At 59.9% G+C, this 25,211-nt stretch carries 20 protein-coding genes and 1 pseudogene; 9 read left to right on the top strand and 12 right to left on the bottom strand.

Annotated elements, in window-relative coordinates:
- The first annotated feature begins 53 nt into the window (after positions 1-53).
- The 4 genes from CP557_RS08735 (at position 54) to CP557_RS08720 (ending at position 3,688) form a co-directional block, all read left to right on the top strand.
- Positions 54-1,718 (top strand): sensor histidine kinase, encoded by a 1,665-nt coding sequence (locus CP557_RS08735; protein ID WP_097379537.1) that lies wholly within the window; start codon positions 54-56, stop codon positions 1,716-1,718.
- A gap of 179 nt (positions 1,719-1,897) precedes the next feature.
- Entirely contained in the window at positions 1,898-2,257 is a 360-nt protein-coding gene (locus tag CP557_RS08730) for a DUF7344 domain-containing protein (protein WP_143825061.1), read from the top strand.
- 269 nt (positions 2,258-2,526) lie between these two features.
- Entirely contained in the window at positions 2,527-3,156 is a 630-nt protein-coding gene (locus CP557_RS08725) for a DUF7437 domain-containing protein (protein WP_211290192.1), read from the top strand.
- On the top strand, positions 3,149-3,688 hold the full coding sequence (locus CP557_RS08720) for a hypothetical protein (RefSeq protein WP_097379535.1): 540 nt from the start codon (positions 3,149-3,151) through the stop codon (positions 3,686-3,688). The genes CP557_RS08725 and CP557_RS08720 overlap by 8 nt, the downstream gene beginning before the upstream one ends.
- A gap of 5 nt (positions 3,689-3,693) precedes the next feature.
- Here the strand turns inward: CP557_RS08720 and CP557_RS23500 are convergent.
- Positions 3,694-4,701: pseudogene (locus CP557_RS23500) on the bottom strand (tyrosine-type recombinase/integrase).
- A 440-nt stretch (positions 4,702-5,141) separates the two neighbouring features.
- Between CP557_RS23500 and CP557_RS08710 the strand changes: the two are divergent.
- Positions 5,142-5,552 carry a UPF0058 family protein gene (locus CP557_RS08710; protein WP_097379534.1) on the top strand — a complete coding sequence of 137 codons (411 nt, stop codon included), beginning with the start codon at positions 5,142-5,144 and terminating at the stop codon, positions 5,550-5,552.
- 46 nt (positions 5,553-5,598) lie between these two features.
- Here the strand turns inward: CP557_RS08710 and CP557_RS08705 are convergent, their stop codons facing one another.
- Both CP557_RS08705 and CP557_RS08695 read right to left on the bottom strand, forming a co-directional pair.
- Positions 5,599-6,057: a response regulator gene (locus CP557_RS08705; RefSeq protein ID WP_097379533.1), complete on the bottom strand. Its 459-nt coding sequence runs from the start codon at positions 6,055-6,057 to the stop codon at positions 5,599-5,601.
- A 760-nt stretch (positions 6,058-6,817) separates the two neighbouring features.
- A complete protein-coding gene (locus CP557_RS08695) occupies positions 6,818-7,774 on the bottom strand; it encodes a PAS domain S-box protein (protein WP_097379531.1) in 957 nt (318 codons plus the stop codon).
- A 331-nt stretch (positions 7,775-8,105) separates the two neighbouring features.
- Here CP557_RS08695 and CP557_RS08690 point away from each other — a divergent pair, with 331 nt between their 5' ends.
- A complete protein-coding gene (locus CP557_RS08690) occupies positions 8,106-8,540 on the top strand; it encodes a hypothetical protein (protein WP_097379530.1) in 435 nt (144 codons plus the stop codon).
- 450 nt (positions 8,541-8,990) lie between these two features.
- On the opposite strand, the gene CP557_RS08685 is transcribed toward CP557_RS08690, so the two are convergent.
- Positions 8,991-9,896, bottom strand: a complete 906-nt coding sequence (locus CP557_RS08685; protein ID WP_097379529.1) for a helix-turn-helix transcriptional regulator — start codon at positions 9,894-9,896, stop codon at positions 8,991-8,993.
- Positions 9,897-10,046: 150 nt separating this feature from the next.
- On the opposite strand from CP557_RS08685, the gene CP557_RS08680 reads away from it, so the two are divergent.
- Positions 10,047-11,447, top strand: coding sequence for an FAD-binding oxidoreductase (locus tag CP557_RS08680; RefSeq protein ID WP_097379528.1), 1,401 nt, complete (start codon positions 10,047-10,049; stop codon positions 11,445-11,447).
- A gap of 441 nt (positions 11,448-11,888) precedes the next feature.
- Here CP557_RS08680 and CP557_RS08675 read toward each other — a convergent pair whose 3' ends face one another.
- Positions 11,889-12,218, bottom strand: coding sequence for a DUF5789 family protein (locus CP557_RS08675; protein ID WP_097379527.1), 330 nt, complete (start codon positions 12,216-12,218; stop codon positions 11,889-11,891).
- A 151-nt stretch (positions 12,219-12,369) separates the two neighbouring features.
- Between CP557_RS08675 and CP557_RS08670 the strand changes: the two genes are divergently transcribed.
- Positions 12,370-12,702 carry a 2Fe-2S iron-sulfur cluster-binding protein gene (locus CP557_RS08670; protein WP_097379526.1) on the top strand — a complete coding sequence of 111 codons (333 nt, stop codon included), beginning with the start codon at positions 12,370-12,372 and terminating at the stop codon, positions 12,700-12,702.
- Between the two features lie 128 nt (positions 12,703-12,830).
- Here CP557_RS08670 and CP557_RS08665 read toward each other — a convergent pair whose 3' ends face one another.
- From CP557_RS08665 to CP557_RS08630, 7 genes are all read right to left on the bottom strand, one after another.
- Positions 12,831-13,046, bottom strand: coding sequence for a hypothetical protein (locus tag CP557_RS08665; protein ID WP_245852963.1), 216 nt, complete (start codon positions 13,044-13,046; stop codon positions 12,831-12,833).
- Positions 13,047-13,411: 365 nt separating this feature from the next.
- A complete protein-coding gene (locus CP557_RS08660) occupies positions 13,412-14,425 on the bottom strand; it encodes an Acg family FMN-binding oxidoreductase (protein ID WP_097379525.1) in 1,014 nt (337 codons plus the stop codon).
- 333 nt (positions 14,426-14,758) lie between these two features.
- The gene (locus CP557_RS08650) at positions 14,759-15,082 is read right to left on the bottom strand and encodes a hypothetical protein (protein WP_097379524.1); all 324 of its coding nucleotides are present in this window, start codon (positions 15,080-15,082) and stop codon (positions 14,759-14,761) included.
- 223 nt (positions 15,083-15,305) lie between these two features.
- Positions 15,306-15,962, bottom strand: a complete 657-nt coding sequence (locus tag CP557_RS08645) for a MaoC family dehydratase (RefSeq protein WP_097379523.1) — start codon at positions 15,960-15,962, stop codon at positions 15,306-15,308.
- A 352-nt stretch (positions 15,963-16,314) separates the two neighbouring features.
- Entirely contained in the window at positions 16,315-17,139 is an 825-nt protein-coding gene (locus CP557_RS08640) for an alpha/beta fold hydrolase (RefSeq protein WP_097379522.1), read from the bottom strand.
- 105 nt (positions 17,140-17,244) lie between these two features.
- Positions 17,245-18,840 carry a uracil-xanthine permease family protein gene (locus tag CP557_RS08635; RefSeq protein WP_097379521.1) on the bottom strand — a complete coding sequence of 532 codons (1,596 nt, stop codon included), beginning with the start codon at positions 18,838-18,840 and terminating at the stop codon, positions 17,245-17,247.
- 215 nt (positions 18,841-19,055) lie between these two features.
- A complete protein-coding gene (locus CP557_RS08630) occupies positions 19,056-21,257 on the bottom strand; it encodes a VWA domain-containing protein (RefSeq protein ID WP_097379520.1) in 2,202 nt (733 codons plus the stop codon).
- 34 nt (positions 21,258-21,291) lie between these two features.
- Between CP557_RS08630 and cobN the strand changes: the two genes are divergently transcribed.
- A complete protein-coding gene (gene cobN, locus CP557_RS08625) occupies positions 21,292-25,179 on the top strand; it encodes a cobaltochelatase subunit CobN (RefSeq protein WP_097379519.1) in 3,888 nt (1,295 codons plus the stop codon).
- The last annotated feature ends 32 nt before the right edge of the window (positions 25,180-25,211 follow it).

Below are 25,211 nucleotides of genomic sequence, written 5' to 3'. Positions count from 1 at the left end.
GAGAACGGCTATCAAAACCACTAACAGACACCTAGCAAATACTCATAACAGATATGGAACTCAGTCTTCTTGTGTATGTCGTACTCTTTGGTCTCTCTGGAGTCGCTTGTCTTGCTAGTATTCCACGCGCACGGACAATCCAACATTCTGGAACACGGAACGCACTCATCGTCTTTTTCGTCTCCGCCGCACTGTGGTGTGGTGGATATCTTGGCTACTTGCTTGCACCAACGACGGCAAGCAAAGTCGCGCTGTACACTATCGGATTCATCTCCGCGTTCGTCGCGGTCGGTGCATGGGTATGCTTTTGTGTGGAGTATACCGGACGATCAGTACAAGACATGCCATTTCTCTACCCAGCACTAGCTGTTTTTCTCTTCTTCATCGTACTCAAGATCACGAACCCGCTGCACAACCTCTACTTCACGACTGAGTGGACGACAGAGCCGTTCCCGCATCTTGCAATCAATCATCAGTTATTGTACTGGGTTGTTCTTGGACTTTCATACTCGGTCATTATGGTCGGGTTCTTCATGCTCGCTGAGCGGCTGTACCATACCGGGACAGATAGCCGCCCACTCGCTATTCTGTTTGGAATTACGGGTGTCCCAGCACTCGCTACGATTCTGAGCAGCCAAGTAGAAACACTACTTCCTCTCATGTATGAGCCACCTGGTGTGGCGGTGTTCGCTGTTGGCACACTGTTCGTGTACTTCGACCGGTTCGAGGCAATCCGGCTAACTGGTGGGGCAACTGACCCAACGATCTACCTTGACCAATCGAAGCGAGTTCGAGACTACAACCAAGCTGCAGAAGCAATTTTTCCGGCACTTACCGACGCAATTGGAGACTCGATTGACGACATCAGCTCTACGCTCGCAGACCACATCTCAGAACCAGGCGTTGTACCCGTTACAGAAAATGGAGAGACACGGTATTACGAGGTCACCACAACCTCATTCTTGTCGGGAGAAATAGAAACTGGACGACTGGTGACCATCACTGATGTTACGGATAGGGAGACCTATCGCAAGCAACTTGAACAGAAAACCGAACAGCTTGAAGCATTAAATCGGGTCGTCCGTCACGATATCCGGAACGATATGGCCGTGGTTCTCGGATGGGCAGAAACCTTGCGAGATCACGTGGACGAAGACGGTGAAGCAGCACTCGAACATGTCCTTCAGAGTTCTAGCCATGTGGTTGAGTTGACTGATACTGCACGCGTTTTCGTCGAATCTCTTACAGGCGATAGTACTGTAAAATTGAAACCAGTTAACTTACGTAGCACAATAGAGGCGGAACTCACCACAGTCCAAGAAACACATTTCGATGCGCACTTCGAGATCGTCAGCGGGTTCCCACAAGTCACTGTGCAGGCGAATGAAATGCTGTCGTCAGTGTTCAGGAACCTATTGGGGAACGCCGTTCGACACAACGACAAAGCAGTACCAGAAATCACCGTCACTGGGTGCCTTAATGGAAACTCTGTCCAAATACGGGTTGCTGATAATGGGCCGGGAATTCCAGACGAACAGAAAGAGCATATTTTTGGGAAAGGTGAGAAAGGGGTTGATAGCCCTGGTTCCGGAATTGGACTCTATCTTGTCTACACACTAATGGACCAGTTTGACGGTGATGTTTGGGTCGAAGACAACGAACCGACCGGGTCAGTATTCGTCGTGAAACTCCCGATACACGATCCTACGCAACTCTAGCCGACAAGCAGTTTCAGTCTTCTCTTTCCAGGCTCTGTTGAAAACTTCAGTATCTGGCATATTTCCTCTGGTTGCAGTCAGTCCAGAGGTTGTATCCAGCAGATTGTTCTCAATTGGTACTGCCGATTTCGAAGCGTTGGGAACAACTATTATTACTCTCTCCCATGTTAACAGCCACCATGGACCAAACAGAGTGTTACCCGGAGAAGGCCCCGAGGACGAATCAATTGCTGAATACATTGTGTCACAATCTCCGCCGGGAAGTCATCCGCTATTTCGAGAATATCGAGTCAAAGAATACAGCCACCGTGGAGGATTTGGCCACACATATTGCCCAGCGTGTCCCCGAGATGGATCACGAACAAGTCTCTCTCGAACTAACGCACAGCCACCTCCCAAAGCTCGAATCGAACGGGTGGGCCGAGTACGATACTCGTACGCACCACGTCCGATACCGTGGCCATGATTCGGCCGAGGAACTGCTGGCTGAACTTGCCGAGATGCTCTCCGACCAACCCTATTCCTCTTACTCGGAATGACACGAGTTGGACCACCGAGACAACGTGCCGGATAATTCTAACCTCGTTAGCAAGCTGTAAACGCATTCTCTATTCAGCACGGTACTATAGATATGAGTCATACCCGAGAGAACTCTTAGTGGTCAGTTCGCATACCTATTTAACGACTGTTTCAGTCGAAAGAATATCGTACGAGGAGTGTTCAGCCGACTCCAATTGGTGTGAGAGCCGTAGTTGGCTGGTTCGAAATTCCCGGAACACTTTAGACCATAGTTCGCGTACTATGGACTATGTCGAACGCTCCAACCCCAAACCAACCACCAGACGCGGGACACACTGCACAGCGGTTTTTCGTCATCCAAGACCTGCTGGGGACTCCTGATCTCGCGCGGCTCTACACAGATCTCTTGATCAACTCCCCGACAACGGTCAAGGCAGCCCGTGAACGTCAAGGCTTCTCCAAGAGTACTGCCTACAAGTACGCGAATACACTGGCCGAGTTGGGTGTCGCAGAGGAATTGGATGAGTACGAAGATGGCTCTTCACTTTGGCGTGCCGACCCCGTGAGTGGAGACTGGACAGACGAAACAACCCTCGAACTGGGACCTGCCATCATCTCCGTCTATGGGGCGACCAGCGTTGACGACGATCTCGAACTCTTCGTTGACCGCCACGGGAAAGCGGCACTCGCACCCGCGGTCATGGCGACGCTCACTTATCTACAGGGTGAGACAACGCGTCGTGGCGTCGCGGATGAACTCAGTGTCCCTGCTGTGGAGGCCATCGCGGTCACCCAAGCAATTGAGCGGATCATTGCTCTGGTGAAAGACCACGACCCAACCCTCAGCGACATCACGTTCGAGGTGGACGTTCACGACCGCGCAATCAAACAGGGACCGTACCAGCGAGCCGATGAGTGAAGAGCATCCGTCTCCGTTCCCGACAGCCCTTATTCTCGATACAAGCTTTCTTCGAACCATCGGGGGGACAGAATCCTCCTCGTATCAAACATTCATACAGTACGTCAGAGAGGAGGGAAGTGATCTGTATCTAACACCAGGTATCGTGGAGGAACTCGCGGAACAACGCGGATACATTAGTATCGATTGGGTTGACCGAGCGGACACAACAGCGTGGATCAATCTCATCGATACCGTGCAGCCAGGGGTTCGGGTCCACAACGGGCTGCGTGCTGGGGAGATCATGGATCGGGTTCATGAGCGACTGGCGAAGTTTGAGCAGACAGATCCAGACGAGCTGAGGAAGACTGATTCAGAACTTCCAGCGGCTGCCGTGATGCTTCTTGGTTCGACAGTGCATGAGTCCGTCGGGATTTTGATTGACGACCGGAACGCTGAGCGGGCGATTTCTGGTGTGATCGACAATACGTATTATGAGGGGCGAATTCGAGTACTCAGCATCTGGGATGCAATAGAGTATATCGAGTCCTGACTGCGTCAGAGATCGTCTAAGTAATCCCTCCGCTGTTCCATTTTTTCTTCCTCTGAACGCGAATCATAGTGCATCGAGAGTACGGTTTCTGAGACGTTCGCCCGGTCCCCAACCGCCTTCATTGGCCAATCTTCTGAGAGCGCGTGTGTGATGCCACCCCGTCGAAGAGCATGAGGACTCACAGAGGAAGGTCACTCAGAAGCACCGTCGTAGTCAGCCGCTGAACACTCATCGATATCACGTCCGTGGGGACACTCCATTGTCGGTATACACGGGCGAGTGTATCTATAGTAGTCTCCACGAAGTGTCGTCGTATGAGCGCGCCCTTCCAGCGTTGTCACGAGTGGTTCGCGGCCGTGTTCGTCGGTGACCGCCGGGCGTTGGTGCTCGATCCAGTTGTCCAGTACCTCACAGACATCTTCCGAGAGTGCGACAAACCGCTGTCCTGTCTCACCATTCTTCAATGGCGTTCCAGTCTCTGGTCGATGGATTACTTCGAGTGCTTGGTTCGCGGGATCGTAGTCAGCACAGTCCAGCGCGTGGACTGCACCGACTCGCAGCATTGTGTGCCACATCAGTTCCAACGTGACGTGGGGCCGTGACGCGTACTCATATTTCCGTAGATATGCCAGAATATGATTGGCTCGTTCTGTGTCTAGCATTACACTCCTAATATTAGTTGCCGGTCAGCGTTGGGGACAGCACTTTCGTGTGCAAATCCTGTTCGATACCGTCTATCGACTCCAGCCATTTGATGAACACCCGTAACGTGTCCATCTGGGTCTTCTCGGTAGCCGGAGCCAGATCGCCTTCGATGCGTCGCCAGATGCGGAACTTGTGGAGCTGCCGTCCGCTCAGTTTGTTCAGGCTCTCGATGCCTTCCCCGTTGTACAACGGATGAAGTGGCCCAATCGTGATCGGTGGGAGTAGAGCGTGGCCTGGGTTACACTGTTTTCACGGTCGGCTAAGTACAGTTCGAGTGCGTGGTCGGGGTTGATTGGTTCGAGACTCATTGGTCGTCTCCACACGAGCCCCCGTCAGAAACACCATTTTGAGACAGCCGATTTCGGTCGCCTCACGCCTCAAAGGTCGATTCGTTCGACACTCGAACCGGAGCCTGCAGCGCCCATCGTATTCCTGACATCGCTCCTGTAGGAGTTCATGGGTCTGCTGGACGACACAGATGAGGACGAGGATGACGAGGACGACGAAGAGGAAGGGCAGGCAGCAGTAGTATAACGGGTATACAGAGGGTGTCTAGAAACGGTTTGAACACCTTCTCCGCAACTCCAAGACAAACGATCAGTACGGGTCATAGAGTGGCTGCTAACCTCACAAAAACACGTCAAAATTTATTATGATTTAAATATAACATTTTATTCTTCACCCAGATGATTACACCCAAAGATTTCACCAAGAAACTCTAAGAAGAGAGAGTGCGTTATATGAGATCATGAGAAAACAAGAACTCCTACATATGCATGCATTGTTGTTGGAAATACGCAGCTATCTTGAACAGGAAGATACACTCTCCACTAGTGCATTTGCCGCCTACGACGCACAATCGGTTTACCCGACTCACATTCATTGTAGGAAAGAAGCACACGAGAAAGCGATTAACTGTTTATTGGATGATCTCATCTATTCCGTGCAGAGACATTCCACAGATCAGACGATAGTCTCTAAAATGAACTCGAGATTTGAAAAGCTGAGTCCAATAGAAGTGAATGCTGTTGTGACTGAAGACGCAAATTCGGCCGATGTGTGTATTCTCTATCCCGCGGATACGACTGACGAGCAACTTGAAACGATATGGATTCGTGCAGAGGAAGGTGACTACATCTGTGTAGAAGATCTGCAATAATGAGTCAATCACTCAGTACAGGTCTGACATCCGTAAAAGGTGAACGTTATTGCGGAATTGGTGGGAGATGTACCTTCTCAACCCAGAACCGTGCAAAAATATCTACAAGAGAGATAAACTCAGCAGGATCTGTTGGCTTTGTCAGATAGGAATTAGCACGGGCATCATAGCACCGCGCAACATCCTCGTCTGCCTCTGAACTCGTGAGCATAAGCACAGGAAGTGGTCTGAGCCGGGGATCATCCCGGATTACTTCGAGGACATCGCATCCATCTCGCCCGGGAAGGTTCAGATCCAGTAAGACCAAATCTGGAAGATCGGTATCTGAGGACTGCTGCAAAAATTCCACAGCGTCGTCTCCATTGGTGACTGTCTGTAGTGCTATCTCTTGTTCGGCTGTTTTGAATGCCTCTTCAGTGAGACGGACGTCGACGGGGTTATCTTCGACAAGCAAAATATCGATCTTATCGTCGCTGTAGGACTGGTAGGAAGGAGTGTCGTACATGGTAGATGGGCGAGTATGGTATCTGTGATGCGCCCGTGATTGTTACACGACCATTCACCGGCAGACTCCCTTTCTGCAAAGGGAGACGCACAGTGCAAAATCTCTCGCTATAGACTACTGGGGCTGGCCACGTATAAAGACCGGGAAGATATCACTCTGATTATCAAAACAACCCAATAACGGTCAGTTCAGGCGATTCACAGAACAATTGTTTTCAAACATTCTTTTGAGTTAATTCACCCAACTGCTACATGTCTACGTCTTCGAGAACAGTCCTGTCGTTGCTCATGATACGAAGTTCGTCATTTCTACATGAGCAAGCTGGCCCCCTTCTAGTCCAAATTAGCCGTATTTCGCCGTCAGGGTCGAAATGTGCTGTAAGACCAGTTCCACAGTTATCACACACGACTACTACCTTCTGTATTTCATTATTACTAGCCATCTCTACCGAAGCGTAGGAGGCGACGGCCCTTATGCTCCTGACATTTTCACCAACTCGCTGTGTTTTGATTAACTGGGAGAATCAATCTACGTTCAGTCTGCACACGTAGTTGCCGTTCAGTATAGAGTAGATAGGTATCGGACTTCATACAACCCATTCGTCTATTGGTAATACTGAAGTGATGAATACAGTGCGCGTGATCACCGGCCATACGATGCGTCACGAATCAACCGTCATGTGGGCTGGCCGTGAATCCCTCTCACGAACCAGTGAGTTCAGGGATCGTACCCCGACGAACCTCACGGAATGTCTCCCAGTTTACGAACTAACGGATAGTTCAGACGTTTCACTAATCACCGTCCCGAACCCTCGAATCGTCCCCGCGTCGTCGTAACTCGCAACCATCGTCATATCGGCCCAGAACTGAGTTCCGTCGTTCCGGACCCGCCATCCCTCGTCAGTCACCCTACCTTGGTTTTTCGCGGTCTCGAGGAGCCGCTCGGGGAGGCCCTGATCCCGGTCTTCGTCGGGGAAAAATTTCGATACGTGTTCCCCGAGAATCTCGCACGGTTCATATCCTTCGAGGCGCCCTGTTTCTTCGTTCCATCGGGTGACATAGCCCTCGTGATCGAGAGTGAAGAATGCGCTCTCCTCCATATTGTCGACCATGCCGTCAAAATCGCGCGCATCTAACCCAGATGCGGTCCTATCAAGTGTGATGTCGGTGGCGGTGCAGAGAATTACGTCCTCGTCGGTGAGCGCGAGGCGGTGATCCGTAACGCGTGGCTCGCCGTGTTTCGTGAGCCGGACCGTCTCACCCGACCAATACCCGGTTTCTCGGACGGCTGGGAGAATGTCTTCTTCTAACCGCTTCGCCTCCCCCTCGTGATACAACACGGTCCAATGTTCTCCGAGTAACTCGTGGCGATTGTATCCGAACAAGTTCGCGAACGCCGAGTTCACAAACGCGAACGTTCCATCGGACCTGACAAGGCTCATCCCCTCCCGGGCGGTTTCCATCACCCGGTGCGCGTCAACGGACTTCCGGCCCTGAGATGGTTTGCTATTCACAGATTCGATGTTGACAACACCTCGATGATCTACAGTCACCGTATATCCATGATAGTTGAATCGAACTTGGCTCTCATTCTTGGATAATAATAGATCAAGGGCCTCAGGGTCGATGGCATCGGAGAGGGGCGAGAGATCAGTCGGATCGGCACCCTCGGCGTCAGCTACAGCCAATATCACTGCATAACTGAGCGAATCATCCATAGTAGCTCTCTAAAGCGTTTAAGAAATCCGGCCTATTCAATGTTGGTCTGCCCTTGATGCCCTATGGGTCCCGGTCGGTATTCCATCTGGCCGTCAGAACGTTCTGGTGACTCTACCCTCTGTATCTCGCACGCCGGTTTTTGAATATATCGATTTTTACATTATTTGAATGATAACTACGTATCTGTAATTATCGCTCAGTGCAGAAGAACAACATACCGTTCTACTACGGTTTGGCTGACTCTGGCTGAGATAGAGTGCTAGTCAGATCGAATGTCACGGGCGAGAGAGATGGTGGTCGAATAATGTAGTGATAGATCGATCATAGAACATGACCCAAGGGCAAATCAAGCGTTTGCTTGAATTCTTCATAATAGGGATCGTATTCGGTGTAGCCGAAGATGTCCTCGCCGTCTTGATTGCTACTGATGCACAACTGTCATTCGATCTCGTAGTAGTAGTGGTGGTAATCGCAATTCCGTTTGCCATAATCTCAGAGCTTATTGTTGACCACCCAAAGTTCCTGCATTTTGATGTGATATCGATGCGAATCAGTTCATCAATCCTCGGCCACGAGAGTATCCAAAACAAGAATCCACCCGGTAATTTTCAGAAAGAGACCGCGCCATGGCCACACCATCAGTATTACTGTGACATCTGTAACATCGAATTCGAAACAGGAGCACTACTCCGGGAACATCTCGACCACCAACATCCCGGTGTACATATCCATTGGTATATCCATGCCAATAAAGCTAGCCAGTAGTCTAGTAAGCCGTTCAGTCTGCACGTGTAGAGAACGGATAGTTCAGTCCAAGTGGAGTGAAACGAACACAAGAGGGAATAGTTCACACCCTAGGTATACACCCTGTCAAACGAGTGGTTTTTGCGTCGGAGATATCATGATATGGGTGATAACGCCCCTGCAACGCCCATATTCTCGAGGAAGCAATCGATCGACAGCGGTGGGGTTGTCTTCCACTCGAGCGCAGCGCCGTTGCTCTCGTTCGATGGTCGAACGAGCGAGTAAGTGCCACTGGTGCTCGTCTAAACCCCACTCGTCTCCCACGTGGGGAATAATTCGCCGAGTGGCGAGCAGTCTCCTGCTTGCGCTGGATAGCAATAGCAGGCCGGGATCCGCTCAAATTCTGTCGGAAACGCCTGCTAACTATAGCGGCTGTAGTCAGTAGCCTACGTCTTCGCTGGGTGCAGAACATCAGGTCGAATCCGTTCTGTTGAGTGGGTCGGAATCCGCTTTGACCGAGGTGTAGACCCGCTCGGCCCACTCACACGCGATCGGTGCGTCCGTATCGACGAACACCTGCATGAGCCCGGTGGCATCGTCGTAGCCACCGATACCAACGCGTTCGTCGAAAATTGCGAGGCCATACGGCAGGTCATCACGCGTTCGGAGGGCTAAGTGCCCGCGATCGATCGCCTCTCGAGCGCGCTCCGGGTACGTCTCGAATAGGTTCTCGACGATATGGGGAAGGGAGACGATTTCAGTGTCGGTCTCTTCGAAGATCTGCTGGTGGAACTCCCCGAGGATGAGTGGTGCCATGTGCGTCGTGTTGAACCCGCGGAACCTTTCCGACTCGCTGAGCAACGAGAGGAATCGCTCGATCGGTTGATAGGGATCCTCCGGTTCAGCATGGGTTACCCTCGCGTCTACGAATGGTTCGACGATGAACTCCTGGTGGTCCTCACAGATGATGTCCAGTAGTGGAGCGAGCCGGTGGACAGTCTGTACGTTCGCCTCGAACCGGAGTACCTCGTCGGCGACGGCCTCACCTCGCCCGGTCAACTCGAATCGGCCGTCGACCTTCTCGACGAAGCCCTGTTCGTCGAGCCACTGCGTAAAGCGGTGGCTCGTCGCCCGCGAGACGTCGAGGTTTTGTTCGATCTCCCGGCGGTCGAGCGGTTCCGTGCGGAGAGCCTCCAAGACCGGCCTGTGTCGCACGATATCGCCGAGCAGATCCGTCTCAACACGATCGCCCGCCGCACCGAGGCGCTGTCCGAGATACTGCTGATTTCGAGCGTTCTCTAGGAGGGCCTCCAAGACCGGTGAGCCAGGTGGTGGGCGTCCGTCATCGGTCGGTTGTTCGTCTTCTTGGAACTCCATGGGAACTCACTAGCTTGTCAAACGATGGCACAGGTTGTAATTCTATCCCGTCCACGAAGCGAGATCCGTCTCACGACCTGAAACCGTGCGGATGCTGCCGAACGCTTCTCGGTGAATGAGGCTAACAGCTCCGCAGCCGACCGTGTGTATATGGCACAATCGATTATCGGCGACGAACGGATCGAACTGTTTCGAGCAAGCGTGCACGGGGACGTGGTTCGGCCCGATGATGTCGACTACGACGATGCCCGGACGGTCTGGAACGGGATGATCGACAAGTATCCGAACCTACTCGTCCGCTGTCGAGGCACGGCAGACGTCATCCATGCAGTCGAGTTCGCTCGCGAGAACGATCTCCGTGTGGCGGTCCGGGGCGGCGGTCACAACGTTGCCGGTACGGCCGTCTGTGACGATGGCCTCGTTATCGACCTTTCGGAGATGACGGGTGTGTGGGTAGACCCTGACGAACGAAAGGCGTTGGTCCAGGGGGGTGCCACGTGGGCTGACGTCGACCACGAAACACAGGCGTTCGGCCTGGCGACGCCCGGCGGCGTCGTTTCGGAGACGGGCGTTGCGGGACTCACTCTCGGTGGTGGCATCGGCCACCTCCGGTGTAAATACGGATTGAGCTGTGACAACCTCGCGTCCGTCGATGTCGTCACGGCGGATGGCGAGTACTTGACCGCCAACAAAGACGAGAACGAGGATCTCTTCTGGGGTCTTCGAGGGGGCGGTGGCAACTTCGGGATCGCCACCGGATTCGAGTTCGACCTCCATCCCGTCGGACCGGATGTTGCGACCTGTTTCGTGTTGTATCCGGGCGACAGGGCGGCTGACTGTCTGCGGGCGTATCGTGAGTACACCTCGACAGCGCCTAACGAGGTTAGCACGCTCACCTCGACTGGCATAATGCTCGACGAGGAACTCTTCTCAGAAGACGTACTGGACGATCTCAAGATCGGCTTCCTGGGGTGTTATGCGGGACCACCTGAAGAAGGTGAGGACGTGCTTGCGCCGCTCCGAGCGTTTGCCGAGCCGATCGCCGATTTCAGCGGAACGGTGCCCTATACCGAGTTCCAACAGATGCTCGACGACGACTACCCGGATGGGATGCGATATTACTGGAAATCGCTCTATCTCGATGGGCTCTCCGAATCAGCCATCGAGCGGATCTGCTACTGGGCAGACGCCGCCCCGTCGCCGCTATCGACTGTTGATGTCTGGGAATTGGGCGGCGCGATCACAGCGGTCGGTATCGATGAGAGTTCCTTCGCAGGCAGGCACGCACCGTTCCTTCTCGGTGTCGAGGCGAACTGGGAGGAACCCACGAACGACGATGCCAACATCGGGTGGGTCCGCGACTGTCTGGCCGACATGCGGCAGTTCTCCGACGGTTCGGTCTACCTGAACTTTCCGGGATTTCTGGAGGACAATGACGAGTTGATAGAATCCACGTTCGGGTCGACGTACGAACGGTTGGTTGCGGTAAAAGACGAGTACGATCCGACGAACCTCTTCAGTCTCAACCAGAACATCAAGCCCACGGCCTAACGACAGCCGGACGTGTTCAGTTTCCTCTCTCAGTAACGAATACGCGCCCACTCTCTTACGGGACGACGGCGAACTGGCTTCCAAGCTGGGACATCCCTCATTTTCAGACCCTCGAATTCGGCCGTCTCGAGCCACAGAAGCCGATTCGGTCGACGGTCGAACCGGCCCCTGCAGCGCCCATCGTTTCGAGGATGGTATAGCCCGACAGCGGCGGGGCTGCGTTCGATTGAACGCAACACCGGTGCTCTGGTTCGATGCTCGAGTGGGCGAGTGGGCGTCACCGGGATTTGCGACCATCCAAACTGGTCAGGACGGAGAGCGTCACGCATCGATCGACGATCAGTCCTCCGCAGACGCTGGATAAGCGATTACAAACCAGGGTGCCTCCAGGTCCTTTCAGGATCGCCGTGGTGAATATCCGGAATGGTCGTTCAGGAGGACTCAGAACGATTCGTCCGGTTCCTCGGTTTGCTCACCGAGCGCCGGCGGCGTGCGATCACTGTAGCCTTTCCGTCCGATGGCGCCCTCGGAGACGTTGCTGAAGATGGCTGTACGGGCCTCCGCGGGCGAATCGAATTGCTCTTCGGGCACCGGGTTCAGCACCTCCTCCAGCGTCTGTTCGCCGTCTTGGAACCGGAGGATCGAACTCCCGTATGCCTCGACCAGTTCTTCACACGTCGTCGGGTACTCGTGTTGATCGAGCTGGTGGGCGAGGGGGCCGAACTCGACCCCGTGCTCTCTGAGGCGTTCGCTATCGGTTGGGTCGGACATGACGAGGGATTTTACATCATCGATCATAATAAATGCCACACGTGATTTCTCGGCCTGGGTCGTTCGTCACAGATGTGATTCCGTGTGTCCTGTTGAATAGAGTGGAAGGGTCGGTCAAACGTATTTGTGCGTGGGAGTGGCAGCGTTTCACATGCCTACAATCGAATTCGAGGGTGAAACGCTCGAGGCCAACACCGGGGACGACCTCCGTCGAACACTCCTCGATGCCGGGCTTACCCCGCACAACGGGAAAGCACAGTATACGAACTGTCACGGCAACGGGATCTGCGGAACGTGTGCCGTCGAAATCGTCGCGGGCGAGGTTGCCGATCCCACAAAGAAAGAGCGCCGCCGTCTCAGATTCCCGCCTCACAGTCCCGACTCCGGGCTCCGGTTAGCGTGTCAACTCCAGATCGAGGACGACCTCGTCGTTCGGAAACACCCGGGCTACTGGGGTCAGAACATCGAACACGATGAGCCGTGACTATCGTGAGTCATCCGTGCCGTCTCCGTAGCAGAACTGGATCGAACCGTCCCGATACTGTCAGAGCCACTCCGCTAAATAAAACGGATGGACGCGCCGGTTGTGGGTTAGTCTGCGGAGAACGGGGGTTACTCCGCCGCGCCCTCGACGGGTGACTGGCTCTCGTTTATATACGCCAGGGCCGCGTCGAACGCGTCGTCGGCCGCCTCGAAGGTCCCTCTGTGATCCCACTCTCCGTCGGGAGTCGCGACATACACGTCGAAATCCCCGCCCCGGTACTCGTGGGACTCGACGTAGAGTTCCTCCTCGACACTCCCGTCGTCGAGGAGTAACCAGACACCCATTTCCTTTCCTCCTTCCAGGTCACGCCGTCTTTGCCACTGCATGTGTGACCGTTGGTCGGTGCCCATCTAAACACCGACCCTGCCAGATCCGGCCGCCCGATTCGGCCCGAAGCTGAAATGGCTGCAAGCTCCGCGCCGTGTCTTCAGCGACTGCTCTGGCCGACAGAGTCTTCGGACAACCGAGCGCGGGCAGCCACGGCGCTGCTCGAGGGGTCACTCCGTCAGCTTCGACCGGAGTTCCGGTCGACAGTAACGGGCGGTCGAGGCGCTGCTTCGGCGTTCCTGAGCGTCTCCGGTCCCCAGATCACCGCGAGAGATGGACGTATCGCCGATCGGCCGACGTCTCCCCGCTTGGACACCGAGCGTTACCGAAGGACCTCTTCGAGGGGCCGCCGAGGTGTTCGAGTCGTCTCCGGCTCCGCATACCCGAGCCGGAAGAGATGCAGTGGGCTCCCCTCCTCGAGCGCGAGCAGCGCCGCCAGATCGTCGCGAAACTCGCCGACTTCCAGGATCTGACTCATCGGGTGGACCGCGAGGCCCTCGCTTGCGGCGGTCAGCGCGATTCGTTCGAACGCTTGCCCGGCCCGGAGTCGGGCCGCTTCGTCGTCCGACGCTGCAGTGAGCACCCCGATGACGGGAGCGCTCGTGACGAGCGTCGAGTTCTTTCGGCCCTCGCGTTCGCCCATGTCGAGGTGGCGGACTGCAAGCTGGCTGAGCCGGGCCGTGAGCCACTTCGTACCGAGGGCCCCCGATCCGATCCAGTAGCCCAACTCCGCGCGGTACTCCGGGTCCGCGAACTGTCGCTCGTCGGCACTGGTCTGTAAAGCCGCGATCTCCGCTCGCTTCGCGGGATCCGTGACCAGTTCGAGCCCCAGCCCGGCCGCGTTTGCGTATCGCTCGAGCCGCGCGAGGAGCGGCTCTGGAACCGTCGTGGATTCGAAGGGACGATGGTTCGTGTGCCGATCGGTGATGGCTTCGAACAGCGCCGAGTCCGTCTCAGAGGGTGACGACGAGCCCGAATCGAGCCCGACTGTCGCAACATGTCGTAGTCCGTCGTCCCCCGCTGGTTGCGTATCATCGGTCGCCACGTACTCGAGGGTGTATTCGAGCCCGAACCGTTCGGCAGCGATCAGGAGGTTCTCGATGGCACAGCCCACGCTGAGGAACAACTCCCGGCCGTCCGGATCCGCGACGGTGAGTTGACGCGACAGGTCGGCATAGACTCGGATCGCGTTCTCCGTGACCTCGAAGGCCCACGGCTGAGAGTTGTGGCTCGATGGCGCCAGAATCGCATAGTCGAGGAGGAATCTCGCCTGTGCCGCTATCGGTTTCGCCGACGGAAACTCGGCCGGATCGGGTGATGTGGTAGTGTCTGCCATGACAGTAGTGACTGATGAGACGGGCGATCGATGCATAACTGTATCTTGTGGCACCCTTCGCGCAGGAACGTGAACGGGCCGAACGGCGGTGAGCCACCAGCGGCGGGGACACGGGAGGGGAGTACCCAGGGAGCGATGTCGCTGTCCCCGTCGTCGCACGCGGGGTAGAGCAAACGGTCTGGGCTCGTCTCAGAGTACGCCGCTCGCGGCGAGTGGCACGTTCTCCAGCGCCTTCCGGTGGAGGGGCATGGCCTCGTACTCCTCGCGAAACGACTCGAGGTTCGCCTCGTCGTAGAACAGTGGGGGAACCCCACGGCTAGCCGTGGAAGGGTATCAGGCCGCTGCGTTGCCCTCGAGCCACGACTCGAGGCGAGCGATGACTGCTCGTGCGATGGCGTCGCCGATTCGGTCGGGCGCGTCGGAGAGGTCCCAGACGTAGTCGCCGGTCCCGGTGATGGAGACCCACTCGACGTAGCCGTGGCGATCCAACTCGAGCAAGAGCGTCTCGAATACGGATTCGTCGAGGCGACACCCCAGCGATTCTTCGATCGACGCGGCCAGTTGGGAGGTCGTTGTGACGATATCGCCCTCGAGGGTGGTATCGGCGATTGCGGGTCCGGATGTCGGTGTCGGCGGGGATGGCGGCCGATCGGTCATTCTCGGACGCTGGATCTGGGCCAGGGAGTATTAACAGTGGTGTATTCGGGCTGAACAGCGGGGCCGTCAGCTATCCCGCCAGGGGCAGCGGCCGGGCTGGCGGCTCCGTGGGACACGAGTAAATCGGATGCTCTCGTCGTCACTGCTACCTGCGCGTCTCTGTTCCGACCGTGGGGATCGCACTACAGTGGTCTCGGTGTGGGGCAGTCCGACTACTCGACCGTCATTCGGCGGGCAACTCGTTGATCATGACGACGGCCTCGCCATCGATGACCGTCTCGCCGTCCTCGTCGCTGACTATCGTCCGCAACCGATACTGATCCCCGCCGAGGCTCTCGACGATTTCGCACTCGGCGGTGACGTACTCGCCGATGCGCACCGGGCCCGTGAACTCGAGATCCTGGGAAAGATAGACCGTTACGCCGGGGAACCGTGCGAGCGCGGCGCTGATCGTTCCGGCGACGAGCGTCCCGTGGGCGATCCGCCCCTCGAACCGAGTGGCGTCGGCGAACTCGGGCTCGAGGTGAAGCCGGTTGGTGTCGCCGGAGACCTGTGCGAAGGCGGTGACGTCGGCGTCCGTGATCGGTTTCCGAAAACGGACGTAGTCGCCGATCCCGAGCAAGTCGTAGTCATCCGTCGAGCGCTCCATGACCCAGGTTTCGTCGCCGAACGCGATCTCCACAGCCGGTGTCGACGTCGTCGAGTCGACCTCCGGTTGGGTAGCGGACGCGTCTCCAACCGAGGGGCTGAACCCCATCGCGGCGAGGAGCGCGTTGTTGGCCTCGACGTAGCTATTGACGACGTGTTTCGAGATGCTGGACCACTGCTCGGCCGCTGGAAGGGGGGTATCGGTGTCGGCGTCCGGACATTGACTACTCATAGGTGTTGTGGGAAGTCCCGTTCGGCGGGAGGCGCGATTCCGAATAGAGCTAGTACGGTCGCTGCCTTTGTCGTGTCGCCAAAGTATATTGGTTGGTTGGGTGGTACTCTCCCGACCGCTGACCGGTTCCCTGCGCCTCCGATCGCTTCACGCCGAACAGTTGCTTCCGGACGGCGCTGGTCTGTGCTCGGTCGAAGCCGTGGGAGAGGAGCCCCGGAAATCGAACGGAGGAGCGACAGCCGGGTGATCGAACGGACGGAAGACGGCCGGGTTCTACTGCAGTCTTCGAGGAAGCATCTGGCAGGGCGCGTGATCGATCGGGACGGCGCTACTGCCGTCCGCGATGCGTGGCCTACGCCGGGAGCCCCGCGAGAAAGTCACTCGTTGCCGCGTTGAACGCACGAGGGCGGTCTCGATTGACGAGGTGTCCCGAATTATCGAGCTCCAGTTGGTCGCCGTCGGCGACCGCCGAGACGATCTGTTGCCCCTGTCGCTTGACAAGCGGGGCTTCCTGCTCGCCGTGGACCACCAGCGTCGGCGTTTCGACACCGGTCAGCGCGGGCGGTTCGTACCGATAGAGGGCGTCGAAGATCTTCCGAAACTCGGCGGTCGAGATGTCGCCGACCTCCCCGATCGCGTCGGCCCTGATCTCGGGATCGACCGACAACCACCGTTGCCCGGTCGTCGCCTGAATCGAATACAGCATCGATCGGAACGTGGCTTCGGTTCCCGATAGCGACAGCGACGCGGACAGCGCCGGGAGCGGTGACCAGAACGACTTCACGTCCGTCGGCAGTTCGATCGGGGGCATCGACCGCACTGCGCCGCCGAGAATCGCGCCCGCCGCGCCGTCGGGATGCCGATCCAGATACTCCTGGACGACCATCGATCCCAGCGAGAGGCCACAGAGGATCGGCCGGTCGATCGCGAGTTCCGAACACAGCGCCTCGAGGTCGTCGGTAAAGAGCCCGATCGAGTACTGGCCGGGCTCCGTTCGACCGGTCTCTCCGTGGCCCCGAACGTCGGGCGTGACGACTCGATAGTCGTCGGCGAAGTGCTCGACCTGGGGTTCCCAGGCCGTGCCGTCCATCCAGCCGCCGTGGACGAACACCAGCGGCGGGCCGTCGCCGTTCGTCTCGTACCAGATGGTCCCGTCTTCGAGTTCGAGTTCTGCCATGCGACGACTAAGGCCCGATCGCTCTTACAATAACGGGTTGCGGGTGACGGACCCGTATGCGCGCTCGAGTCGGTGCCGGCGCGATCGGGCGTCCGGCGTCGCGGCTCACCGCTCCTGGGTCGAGTCGGTCGAAACCCAGCGGTCCCAGAACGAGTCGAAGTCGGACTCGTCTTCGGTAACGCGGTCCCACGCCGCGAGCCCGCGTTCTTCGCGAGAGCCGGGGACGGTGTTGTCGAGGACGAGCGCCGCGAGTCCGCCGATGGCCATCCCGGTCGAGCCGATGATGTAGACGGTGTCGACGACGGCCAGTCCGATGGCCGAGACCCAGCCAGCGCCACCCGTCGCCGCGAGTCCGGTCGCCTCGACCAGCGTCGTGATCGTCGCCTCGAGGCCGACGGCTTCGCGGAACGCGATCGTACTCTCGAAGTTGCCCATGTACGCCGGAATCGCCAGCCCGACGAAGAGGGCAAAGCCGATGATGAAGGTGTTACGGGAGGAGGTGAGATCGACGTGGCGCAGGTTCGAGATCCCGACGGCGACGATCTGGCCGAACATTGCGATGAAGAGGCCGCCGACGATCGGGTCCGGAATCGTCGCGATCAGCTGGCCGAAGTAGCCGACGAAGCCGACGAACAACATGATGACCGCGCCGATCTGGACGACGTATCGCGAGGCGACGCCGGTGAGGCCGATCGCGCCGATGTTCTCCGAGTAGGAGGTCGAACCGGCGGTGCCCATCACACCCGAGAAGACGTTCATCAGCCCCTCCATCCCGATGCCGTGATTGATCCGTTTCTCGCTCGGAGCGCCCGCTCCCGAGAGGTTCGCCACCGCGTAGTAGTCGCCGATGCTCTCGACGATCGAGGCGAGGACGCCGGCGAACATGCCGACGACGAACGCGGTCGTCACCTGCGGGACGCCCCACTGGAAGGGGTAGATCACCAGCAGTGGCTGGGTATCCGTAACCCGCTCGAGATCGACGAAGCCCGGATGGCTCCCGCCGATCACGCCGAGGACGGACAGCGCAGCCGCGACGAACCAGGCGATGGCCAGCGCCAGGATGACCGGATAGAGGCGGAACGCTCTGTGCATTACGTTGAGATACTGTGAGAACAGCAGGATGAGGCCGAGCGTGAGGCCGAGCAGGCCCCAGCTCTGGTTCGCCGCAGTGATCTGGGGCGCGTTGAACAGCGCCAGGCCGATCAGCGCGATCGTCGGCGCGATGACGACCGGTGAGAGGAAGCGACGGAGTCGGCCGACCAGTCCGAAGTATCCCATCGCGACCTCGACGACCGCGGCGACGATGATCGCCCCCTGTAACTGCAACAGCGCGGTTTCCCAGCCGGAGCCGCCCGAAACGCCGCCGGCCGTCACGACGCCGACGATCGCCAGTGCCGGGGCCAGCATCGAGAACGGCGCACCCTGTACGATCGGATATCGGTTGCCGAACGTCGTCTGGGCGAGCGTCGCGATCCCGGAGACGACGAAGAACGTCCCGATGAACCGCGCGGTCACGCCGGGATACTCCGTCATTCCCATCGCGCTCGCGAGGATCAGTGGCACCGCGATGTTCGCCCCCACCATCGTCAGATAGTGTTGCATCCCCAGCACGATCGATTCGCCCAGCGGCGGCTGTTCGTCGATCCCGTATTCGATACCGTCACCGACGGCCTCGTCGGCCACTGGTTCCTCCCCCGTCATCGATTCTCGTCGGAAAACGATCGTGGGTACTCAAAGGGGCGTTGGTACGCCCTCGATTTCGAGAGGTATGGTAGCCCCTGACGTCACCTGATCGCACGACAGCGTTGTGATCAGTGGAGCAATCGTTTCGGGGGTTCCGAGAGCTGTCGTCCCGTCCACCCGAGCGTCGTCGCACGAATCGCTCGGTCACGGTGCCCGTTCGCTCGAGCGACCGACTACTGGCGCTCGTCGGCTGCGCTCTCGGCGGCAGCCCGAACCGTGTCGACCGACAACGAGGCGAGGTCGACCAGTTCGCCGTCGGTCTCGCTTGCGACCAGATCCGAGAGACCGGCGCGGGAGTCGTCGCCGGCGTCGACGACGATCACGCGAGTATCGCTCGCGGCGAGCCCTCGTGCCGCGGTTCGCGTCGCTTCGGTCGGGCTCCCGTCGGCGACGTTTGCCCGCCCATCAGTGACGAGGACGACGACCGAGACGTCGGTGTCGGCACGCTCGAGGACTCGCCGCGAGGTCTCGAGGCCGGCCGGCAGCGGCGTCCGATCCCCCGAGGGAAGGTCCTTGAGGTGCCGAGCCGCCAGCGAGACGCTGTCGGTCGGCGGAAGCAGGACGTCGGCGTCGTCGCCGGCGAAGGCGACGAAGGCGACCTGATCGCGGTGTTCGTAGCTGTCCCGCAGGAGTTCGAGGACCACGCCTTTCGCGGTCCGCATCGCCGGGCGCATCGAGGCGCTGGCGTCGACGGCGAAGACGATCGTTACGGCGGTCTCGCCGGTCCGAACGGACTGTCGGAGGTCCCGGTCCGCGACTCGAGACTCGCCCCGGCTCGCTGCCGACCGGACCGACGCCGCGGCGTCGATCGCACCGTCGCCGGAGGCGGGTTCGGTGCGGATCCGAGCGCCCCGGTTGTCCGTACTCGGTGTCGTACTCGCCCGGGTTCCCGTCGCTGCCGCGTTCCCGGTGCGCTCGGTGGTCGGCGTCTCGAGGTCCGGTGCCCGTGCGTCGCCCACGCCGGCGCGTTGCTGGCCGGGGACCAGCGGCTGGCCGGTTTCGTCCTCGGCGTCCGCTGGCGACTCGTCCGCATCCGACTCCTGCTCGCTCGAGTCGTCGTCCGACCCCTCCCCACCGGTATCGGCGGGTGACTGATTCGGCGAGGCCGGTTCGTCGCCGCCCTGCGGTCGCTGCTCGGGTTCGGAGTCGCCGTCGGACTCGTCGCCAACTTCGTCACCGTCCGCACCGTCGTCGGGGCCCTCGTCTCCGTTTCCCTCGCCGCGATCACCGCGTTCGTCACCGTCCCCGGGTTCGGGGTCGGACTCGTCGTCGGCTTCATCGCCGTCACCGTCGTCCGCGTCGCTTTCGGTCCCGTCCCCATCCCCCTCGTCGGGCGACCCGTCGTCGAACCGGTCCTCGAGCAGGTCGTCGAGCTCCGGTTCGTCTTCGAAGGGCGTGCTCCGCAGGCGGTGTGGGAGCGCGTAGGTCGCCGCCTCGTACACGTCGGACTCGATGACGGTTTCTCGCCCCTCGAGTGCGGCCAGGGTCATGGCGGTTCGAGCGGTCGCGACGTCGCCGCGGTGGCCGTCGACGCCGGCCTCGAGACAGAGTTGGGCGATCTCGGCTTTGAAATCGCTCGGGAGGTCGACGCTCGAGAGGCGGTCCCGTGCCGCGGCCAGGTCGTTGCGGAGCCGCTCGATCTCGTCGGTATAGTCCGTCCCGGCGTCCGTTTCACTCCCGCCATCGGCCTCGAGTGCCCGATCGATGATTTCGACCCGATCGTCGATCTCCCGGCAGCCCTCGACGCTGGCCTGGAGGGCAAAGCGGTCCCGCAGTTGGGGACGCAGATCGCCCTCCTCGGGGTTCATCGTCCCGATCAGGGTGAACTCCGCGGGGTGGGAGACGCTGATCCCGTCGCGCTCGACGGTGTTGACGCCGCTGGCGGCCGCATCGAGGACGACATCCACGAGGTGGTCGTCGAGCAGGTTGACCTCGTCGACGTAGAGGATGCCGCGATTCGCGCGAGCCAGCAGTCCGGGATCGAAGTCGGCCTCGCCCGCCAGCGCGTCCTCGACGGAGAGGGTGCCGACGACCCGGTCTCGAGTCGCCCCCAGCGGCAGGGTCACGAGGGGGACGGGTCGCGTCTCGATCGGCAACTCCTCGGAGTCGCGGTCGCGACAGTCCGCACACTGGTTGGTCGAATCGTCGGGCGAACAGCCGTAGGGGCAGTCGGCGACGGCCCGCTGCTCGGGCAGGAGATCGACGAGCGCCCGAACGGCCGTCGACTTCGCGGTCCCTTTCTCGCCGACGATCAGGGCCCCGTCGAGGCCGTCGTTGGCCGCGACGGTGAGCAACACGCGTTTTAAGTCGTCCTGTCCGACGATCGCCGGAAAGGGGAGTGACGACAGCTTTTTGCCCCCGGCGTTTGCAACCATACTTGAGCTAATACAATAGAGGTTTAAAAACGCGATGACAACGATCGGGATATATACCGCGACGGAGAACGAACTCGGCTCGATCGGCCGGGCCGCCGGGCGTCTCGAGGACGTCGAACTCGAGGTCCGCTCGGAGAGCGACCTCGAGGACGAGGCCGACGTCGAGGAGTTCGTCGAGGAATTGCACGACGCCGCGGCAGCGATTTTCTGGCTGCACGGTGCCGAAGACAGCATGCCAGGCTACGACTACGCGACGGGTGCCCTCGCGGAGGCGGGCGTCCCGCTGATCGTGAAAGCGACTGGTGACGCCTTCGCGTTCGAGGACACGACGGTCTCGGACGCCCATCGGGATCGCGTCTACGACTACCTCGAGAAGGGCGGGACGATCAACGTCGAGAACCTGTGTCGGTTCCTCGCCGCCGAGTACGAGGGTCGGGACGTGGCGTACGACGAACCGACGGAACTCCCCACGGAGGGCGTCTACCACCCCGACCATCCGGGAATCGAGTACGAGGAACTCCTCGAAACTCACGACCCCGACAAGCCGACGGTCGCGGTCTGGTTCTACGAATCGCACTGGACGCACGAGAACACCCGCTACGTCGACGCCCAGGTCCGGGCGCTCGAGGAACAGGGTGCCAACGCCCTGCCGATCTTCTGTAACCCGGCCACCGATACGGACGAACAGGAAGACGCCGAGTGGGTGACCGACAACTGGCTGCTCGATGACGGCCAGTCCGTCGTCGACGCCGTGCTCTCCTCGTTTATGTTCTCTCTCTCGATGGACGAGCGCGGCCGCAGCGCCAGCGACGAAGGAAGCAGTGCGGAGGACGTCTTCCTCGATCGGCTCGGCGTGCCCGTCCTGCAGACGGTCACCACGATGCGCTCGCGCTCGCGCTACGAATCCAGCGATACGGGCGTGATGGGCTTCGAACTCGCCCTCTCGGTCGCACTGCCGGAGTTCGACGGGAACGTGATTACCCACCCCATCTCGGGGAAGGAGCGCACCGACGACGAGGCCGGCATCGGCTCCGCGCCGAAACACCACTTCCCCATCGAGGATCGGATCGACCACGCGACCCGCCTCGCCGTCAACTGGGCCGAACTGCGCCACACGCCGAACGAGGACAAGCAGGTCGCCGTGGTCCTCCACAACTACCCGCCCAGCGACGACGGGATCGGCACCGCGTTCGGCCTCGATTCGCCGGAGTCGACGGTCAATCTGCTCGCGGAACTCGACGCTCGAGGGTACGATCTCGGCGACGAGATACCAGAGGACGGGCAGTCGCTCGTCGAAAAACTGACCGCACAGCTCACGCTCGATGACCGGTGGGTCGCCCCGGAGGACGTGCGCGACCGCTCGGTCGACGTGGTCTCACCGGAGACGTACGAAGCGTGGTTCGACGACGCCGACGAGCGGTTTCAGGAGAACATCGTCGAAGAGTGGGGCGAGGTTCCGGACCGCCCGTTCGCGATTCCCGGCGTCGAGTTCGGGAACGTGCTCGTCACCGTCCAGCCGCCCCGTGGGTTCGGCATGGATCCCTCGAAGGTCTACCACGACTCGGACCTGCAGCCGCCACACGACTACTACGCCTTCTACGGCTGGCTTCGAAATACGTTCGAGACCGATGCAGTGGTCCACCTCGGGACCCACGGCAGCCTCGAGTGGCTCCCCGGGAAGACCGTCGGGCTCGACGGCGAGAGCGCGCCCGACCAGCTGATCGACGACATCCCGAACGTCTACCCCTACATCGTCAACAATCCGGGGGAAGGAACGCAGGCAAAACGCCGTTCCTACGCCGCGATCGTCGACTACCTGACGCCCGTCATGCGAAACGCCGGGACGTACGACGAACTCTCGGAACTCGAGGAACTGGCAAACCAGTACCGCGAAGCCGGAATGGAGGACGCCCGCGCCGACGACGGCCAGCACCTCGAGGCCCTCATGCGGGAGAAAGTCGAGGAACTCGACCTCGCCGTCGAACTCGGCATCACGGGGACGATCGACGAGAAGGCCGACGTTCGCGGACCCGACGAGGCCGGCTCGAGCCTCGCCGAAGGCGAAATCGATGGCGACGAGGTCGACATCGACGAACTCGTCGAGCGCATCCACGAGTACCTCACGGACGTGAAGACGACCCAGATCCGGCTCGGGCTGCACACGATGTCCGAGCCGCCGGCGGGCGAGCGCCTGACGGAGTATCTGGTCGCGCTGACGCGACTCGAGAACCCCGGCGCGCCGAGCCTGCGCGAGAGCGTCGCCGGTGCACTGGGGGTCGACTACGAGAAAATGTTGAACGCGCCCGGCGAGTACGACGACGACCTCGGAATGACCTACGCCGAGGCCGCCGACGAGGTCTACGAGACCAGCGTCGACCTGATCGAGACGCTCGCCGAACACGACTTCGACATCCCGGTCTCGGAGCGGGAGGCCGGCCCCGACGACGAGGTGAACGTCAACCTGCTCATCGTCGACCTCGAGACGATCGGCGACGGGCGCGCGAAGTCGGGAGCACACAACGACCTCCGGGAGGTCCTCGCGTACATCTGCGAGGAGGCCCAGCCCCGCGTACAAGGGGCCGAAGACGAGATCCCCAGAACCGCGGACGCCCTCTCGGGCGAGTACGTGCCGCCGGGCGGCTCCGGCGCGCCGACGCGGGGCGGCGTCGACCTGCTGCCGACCGCGCGGAACTTCTACACGCTCGACCCCCGCAAGGTACCGGCGAAGGCCGCCTGGCAGGTCGGGAGCGAGGTCGCGGAGGGCGTCTTAGAGCGCCACCACAGCGAAACCGGCGAGTACCCAGAGGAGATCGGCGTGGTCGCCTGGGGGACCCCGACCGTGCGCACTCGGGGCGAGACCATCGCGCAAGTACTCGCGATGCTTGGGGTCGAGCCCCAGTGGACCGACGCCGGGCGGATCGACGACGTCGAACCGATCCCGCTCGAGGAACTCGACCGGCCCCGAATCGACGTGACGACGCGCGTCTCGGGACTGTTCCGCGACGCGTTCCCGGCCGCGGCGGGCGTCATCCACGACGCCGTGGACGCGGTCGTCGACCTCGAGGAACCCCACGAAATGAACTACGTGAAGAAACACGTCGAGGAAGAGCAGGCGGAACTCGAGGACGAGGAAGGACTCGACGAATCCGACGCTCGGAAGGCGGCGAAACACCGCGTCTTCACGACCCGGCCCGGCGGCTACGGTGCCGGGACGAACAAGGCCGTCGACGAGGGTAACTGGGACGACCGCTCGGATCTCGCCGACGTCTACGTCCAGTGGGGCGGCTACGCGATGGGCTCCCGCGGTCGGGTGTCCGACGCCCACGACGCCTTCGAGCGTCGCCTCTCGAGCGTCGACGCGACGGTCAAGCTCGAGGACACGATGGAACAGGACGAGTTCGACTCCTCGGACTGGTACGCCTTCCACGGCGGCTTCATCTCCGCCGTGTCCGAGATTTCCGGCGCGGAACCGGCTTCTTACGTCGGCGACTCGTCCGACCCGGACAACGTCGACGTCTACACGAACGAGGAGAAGGTTCGCAAGGCGATGCGCTCGCGCGTGCTCAATCCCGACTGGCTCGAGTCGATGGAGGACCACGGCTACAAGGGCGCGGGCGATCTCTCGACGACGGTCGACGTGACGCTTGGTTGGGATGCGACCACCGGCGTCGTGAGCGACACCATCTGGGAGGAGGTCGCCGAGAAGTTCGCCTTCGACGACGACCGACAGGACTGGATGCGCGACGTGAACCCGTGGGCGCTCGAGTCCATCACGGACACGCTCCTCGAGGCCATCGAGCGCGACCTGTGGGACGCCGACGACGAGACGGTCGACCGACTGCGCGATCTCAACCTCGCGGTGGAGGGCGACCTCGAGGCGCGGACGACAAACGAGGCCGTGGGGGCAGCGACCGATGACTAACGGAATCGAACCGGCGACCGAACGGATTCGGC

The sequence above is a fragment of the Natrinema ejinorense genome (assembly GCF_002494345.1).
In the GTDB taxonomy this organism is placed as follows: domain Archaea; phylum Halobacteriota; class Halobacteria; order Halobacteriales; family Natrialbaceae; genus Natrinema; species Natrinema longum.
Note: the sequence above shows the minus strand (reverse complement) of the source record. Positions and strands in the feature narration are given on the sequence as shown.

What these genes read in the sequence shown, in the direction of transcription:
- CP557_RS08720 (WP_097379535.1), top strand. Translation starts at nt 3,149, where the DNA reads ATGAGTGAAGAGCATCCGTCTCCGTTCCCGACAGCCCTTATTCTCGAT.
- CP557_RS08725 (WP_211290192.1), top strand. Translation starts at nt 2,527, where the DNA reads ATGTCGAACGCTCCAACCCCAAACCAACCACCAGACGCGGGACACACT.
- CP557_RS08685 (WP_097379529.1), bottom strand. Translation starts at nt 9,896, where the DNA reads ATGGAGTTCCAAGAAGACGAACAACCGACCGATGACGGACGCCCACCA.
- CP557_RS08645 (WP_097379523.1), bottom strand. Translation starts at nt 15,962, where the DNA reads ATGAGTAGTCAATGTCCGGACGCCGACACCGATACCCCCCTTCCAGCG.
- CP557_RS08650 (WP_097379524.1), bottom strand. Translation starts at nt 15,082, where the DNA reads ATGACCGATCGGCCGCCATCCCCGCCGACACCGACATCCGGACCCGCA.
- CP557_RS08680 (WP_097379528.1), top strand. Translation starts at nt 10,047, where the DNA reads ATGGCACAATCGATTATCGGCGACGAACGGATCGAACTGTTTCGAGCA.
- CP557_RS08670 (WP_097379526.1), top strand. Translation starts at nt 12,370, where the DNA reads ATGCCTACAATCGAATTCGAGGGTGAAACGCTCGAGGCCAACACCGGG.
- CP557_RS08690 (WP_097379530.1), top strand. Translation starts at nt 8,106, where the DNA reads ATGACCCAAGGGCAAATCAAGCGTTTGCTTGAATTCTTCATAATAGGG.
- CP557_RS08705 (WP_097379533.1), bottom strand. Translation starts at nt 6,057, where the DNA reads ATGTACGACACTCCTTCCTACCAGTCCTACAGCGACGATAAGATCGAT.
- CP557_RS08635 (WP_097379521.1), bottom strand. Translation starts at nt 18,840, where the DNA reads ATGACGGGGGAGGAACCAGTGGCCGACGAGGCCGTCGGTGACGGTATC.
- CP557_RS08735 (WP_097379537.1), top strand. Translation starts at nt 54, where the DNA reads ATGGAACTCAGTCTTCTTGTGTATGTCGTACTCTTTGGTCTCTCTGGA.
- CP557_RS08640 (WP_097379522.1), bottom strand. Translation starts at nt 17,139, where the DNA reads ATGGCAGAACTCGAACTCGAAGACGGGACCATCTGGTACGAGACGAAC.
- cobN (WP_097379519.1), top strand. Translation starts at nt 21,292, where the DNA reads ATGACAACGATCGGGATATATACCGCGACGGAGAACGAACTCGGCTCG.
- CP557_RS08710 (WP_097379534.1), top strand. Translation starts at nt 5,142, where the DNA reads ATGAGAAAACAAGAACTCCTACATATGCATGCATTGTTGTTGGAAATA.
- CP557_RS08675 (WP_097379527.1), bottom strand. Translation starts at nt 12,218, where the DNA reads ATGTCCGACCCAACCGATAGCGAACGCCTCAGAGAGCACGGGGTCGAG.
- CP557_RS08660 (WP_097379525.1), bottom strand. Translation starts at nt 14,425, where the DNA reads ATGGCAGACACTACCACATCACCCGATCCGGCCGAGTTTCCGTCGGCG.
- CP557_RS08695 (WP_097379531.1), bottom strand. Translation starts at nt 7,774, where the DNA reads ATGGATGATTCGCTCAGTTATGCAGTGATATTGGCTGTAGCTGACGCC.
- CP557_RS08665 (WP_245852963.1), bottom strand. Translation starts at nt 13,046, where the DNA reads ATGGGTGTCTGGTTACTCCTCGACGACGGGAGTGTCGAGGAGGAACTC.
- CP557_RS08630 (WP_097379520.1), bottom strand. Translation starts at nt 21,257, where the DNA reads ATGGTTGCAAACGCCGGGGGCAAAAAGCTGTCGTCACTCCCCTTTCCG.
- CP557_RS08730 (WP_143825061.1), top strand. Translation starts at nt 1,898, where the DNA reads ATGGACCAAACAGAGTGTTACCCGGAGAAGGCCCCGAGGACGAATCAA.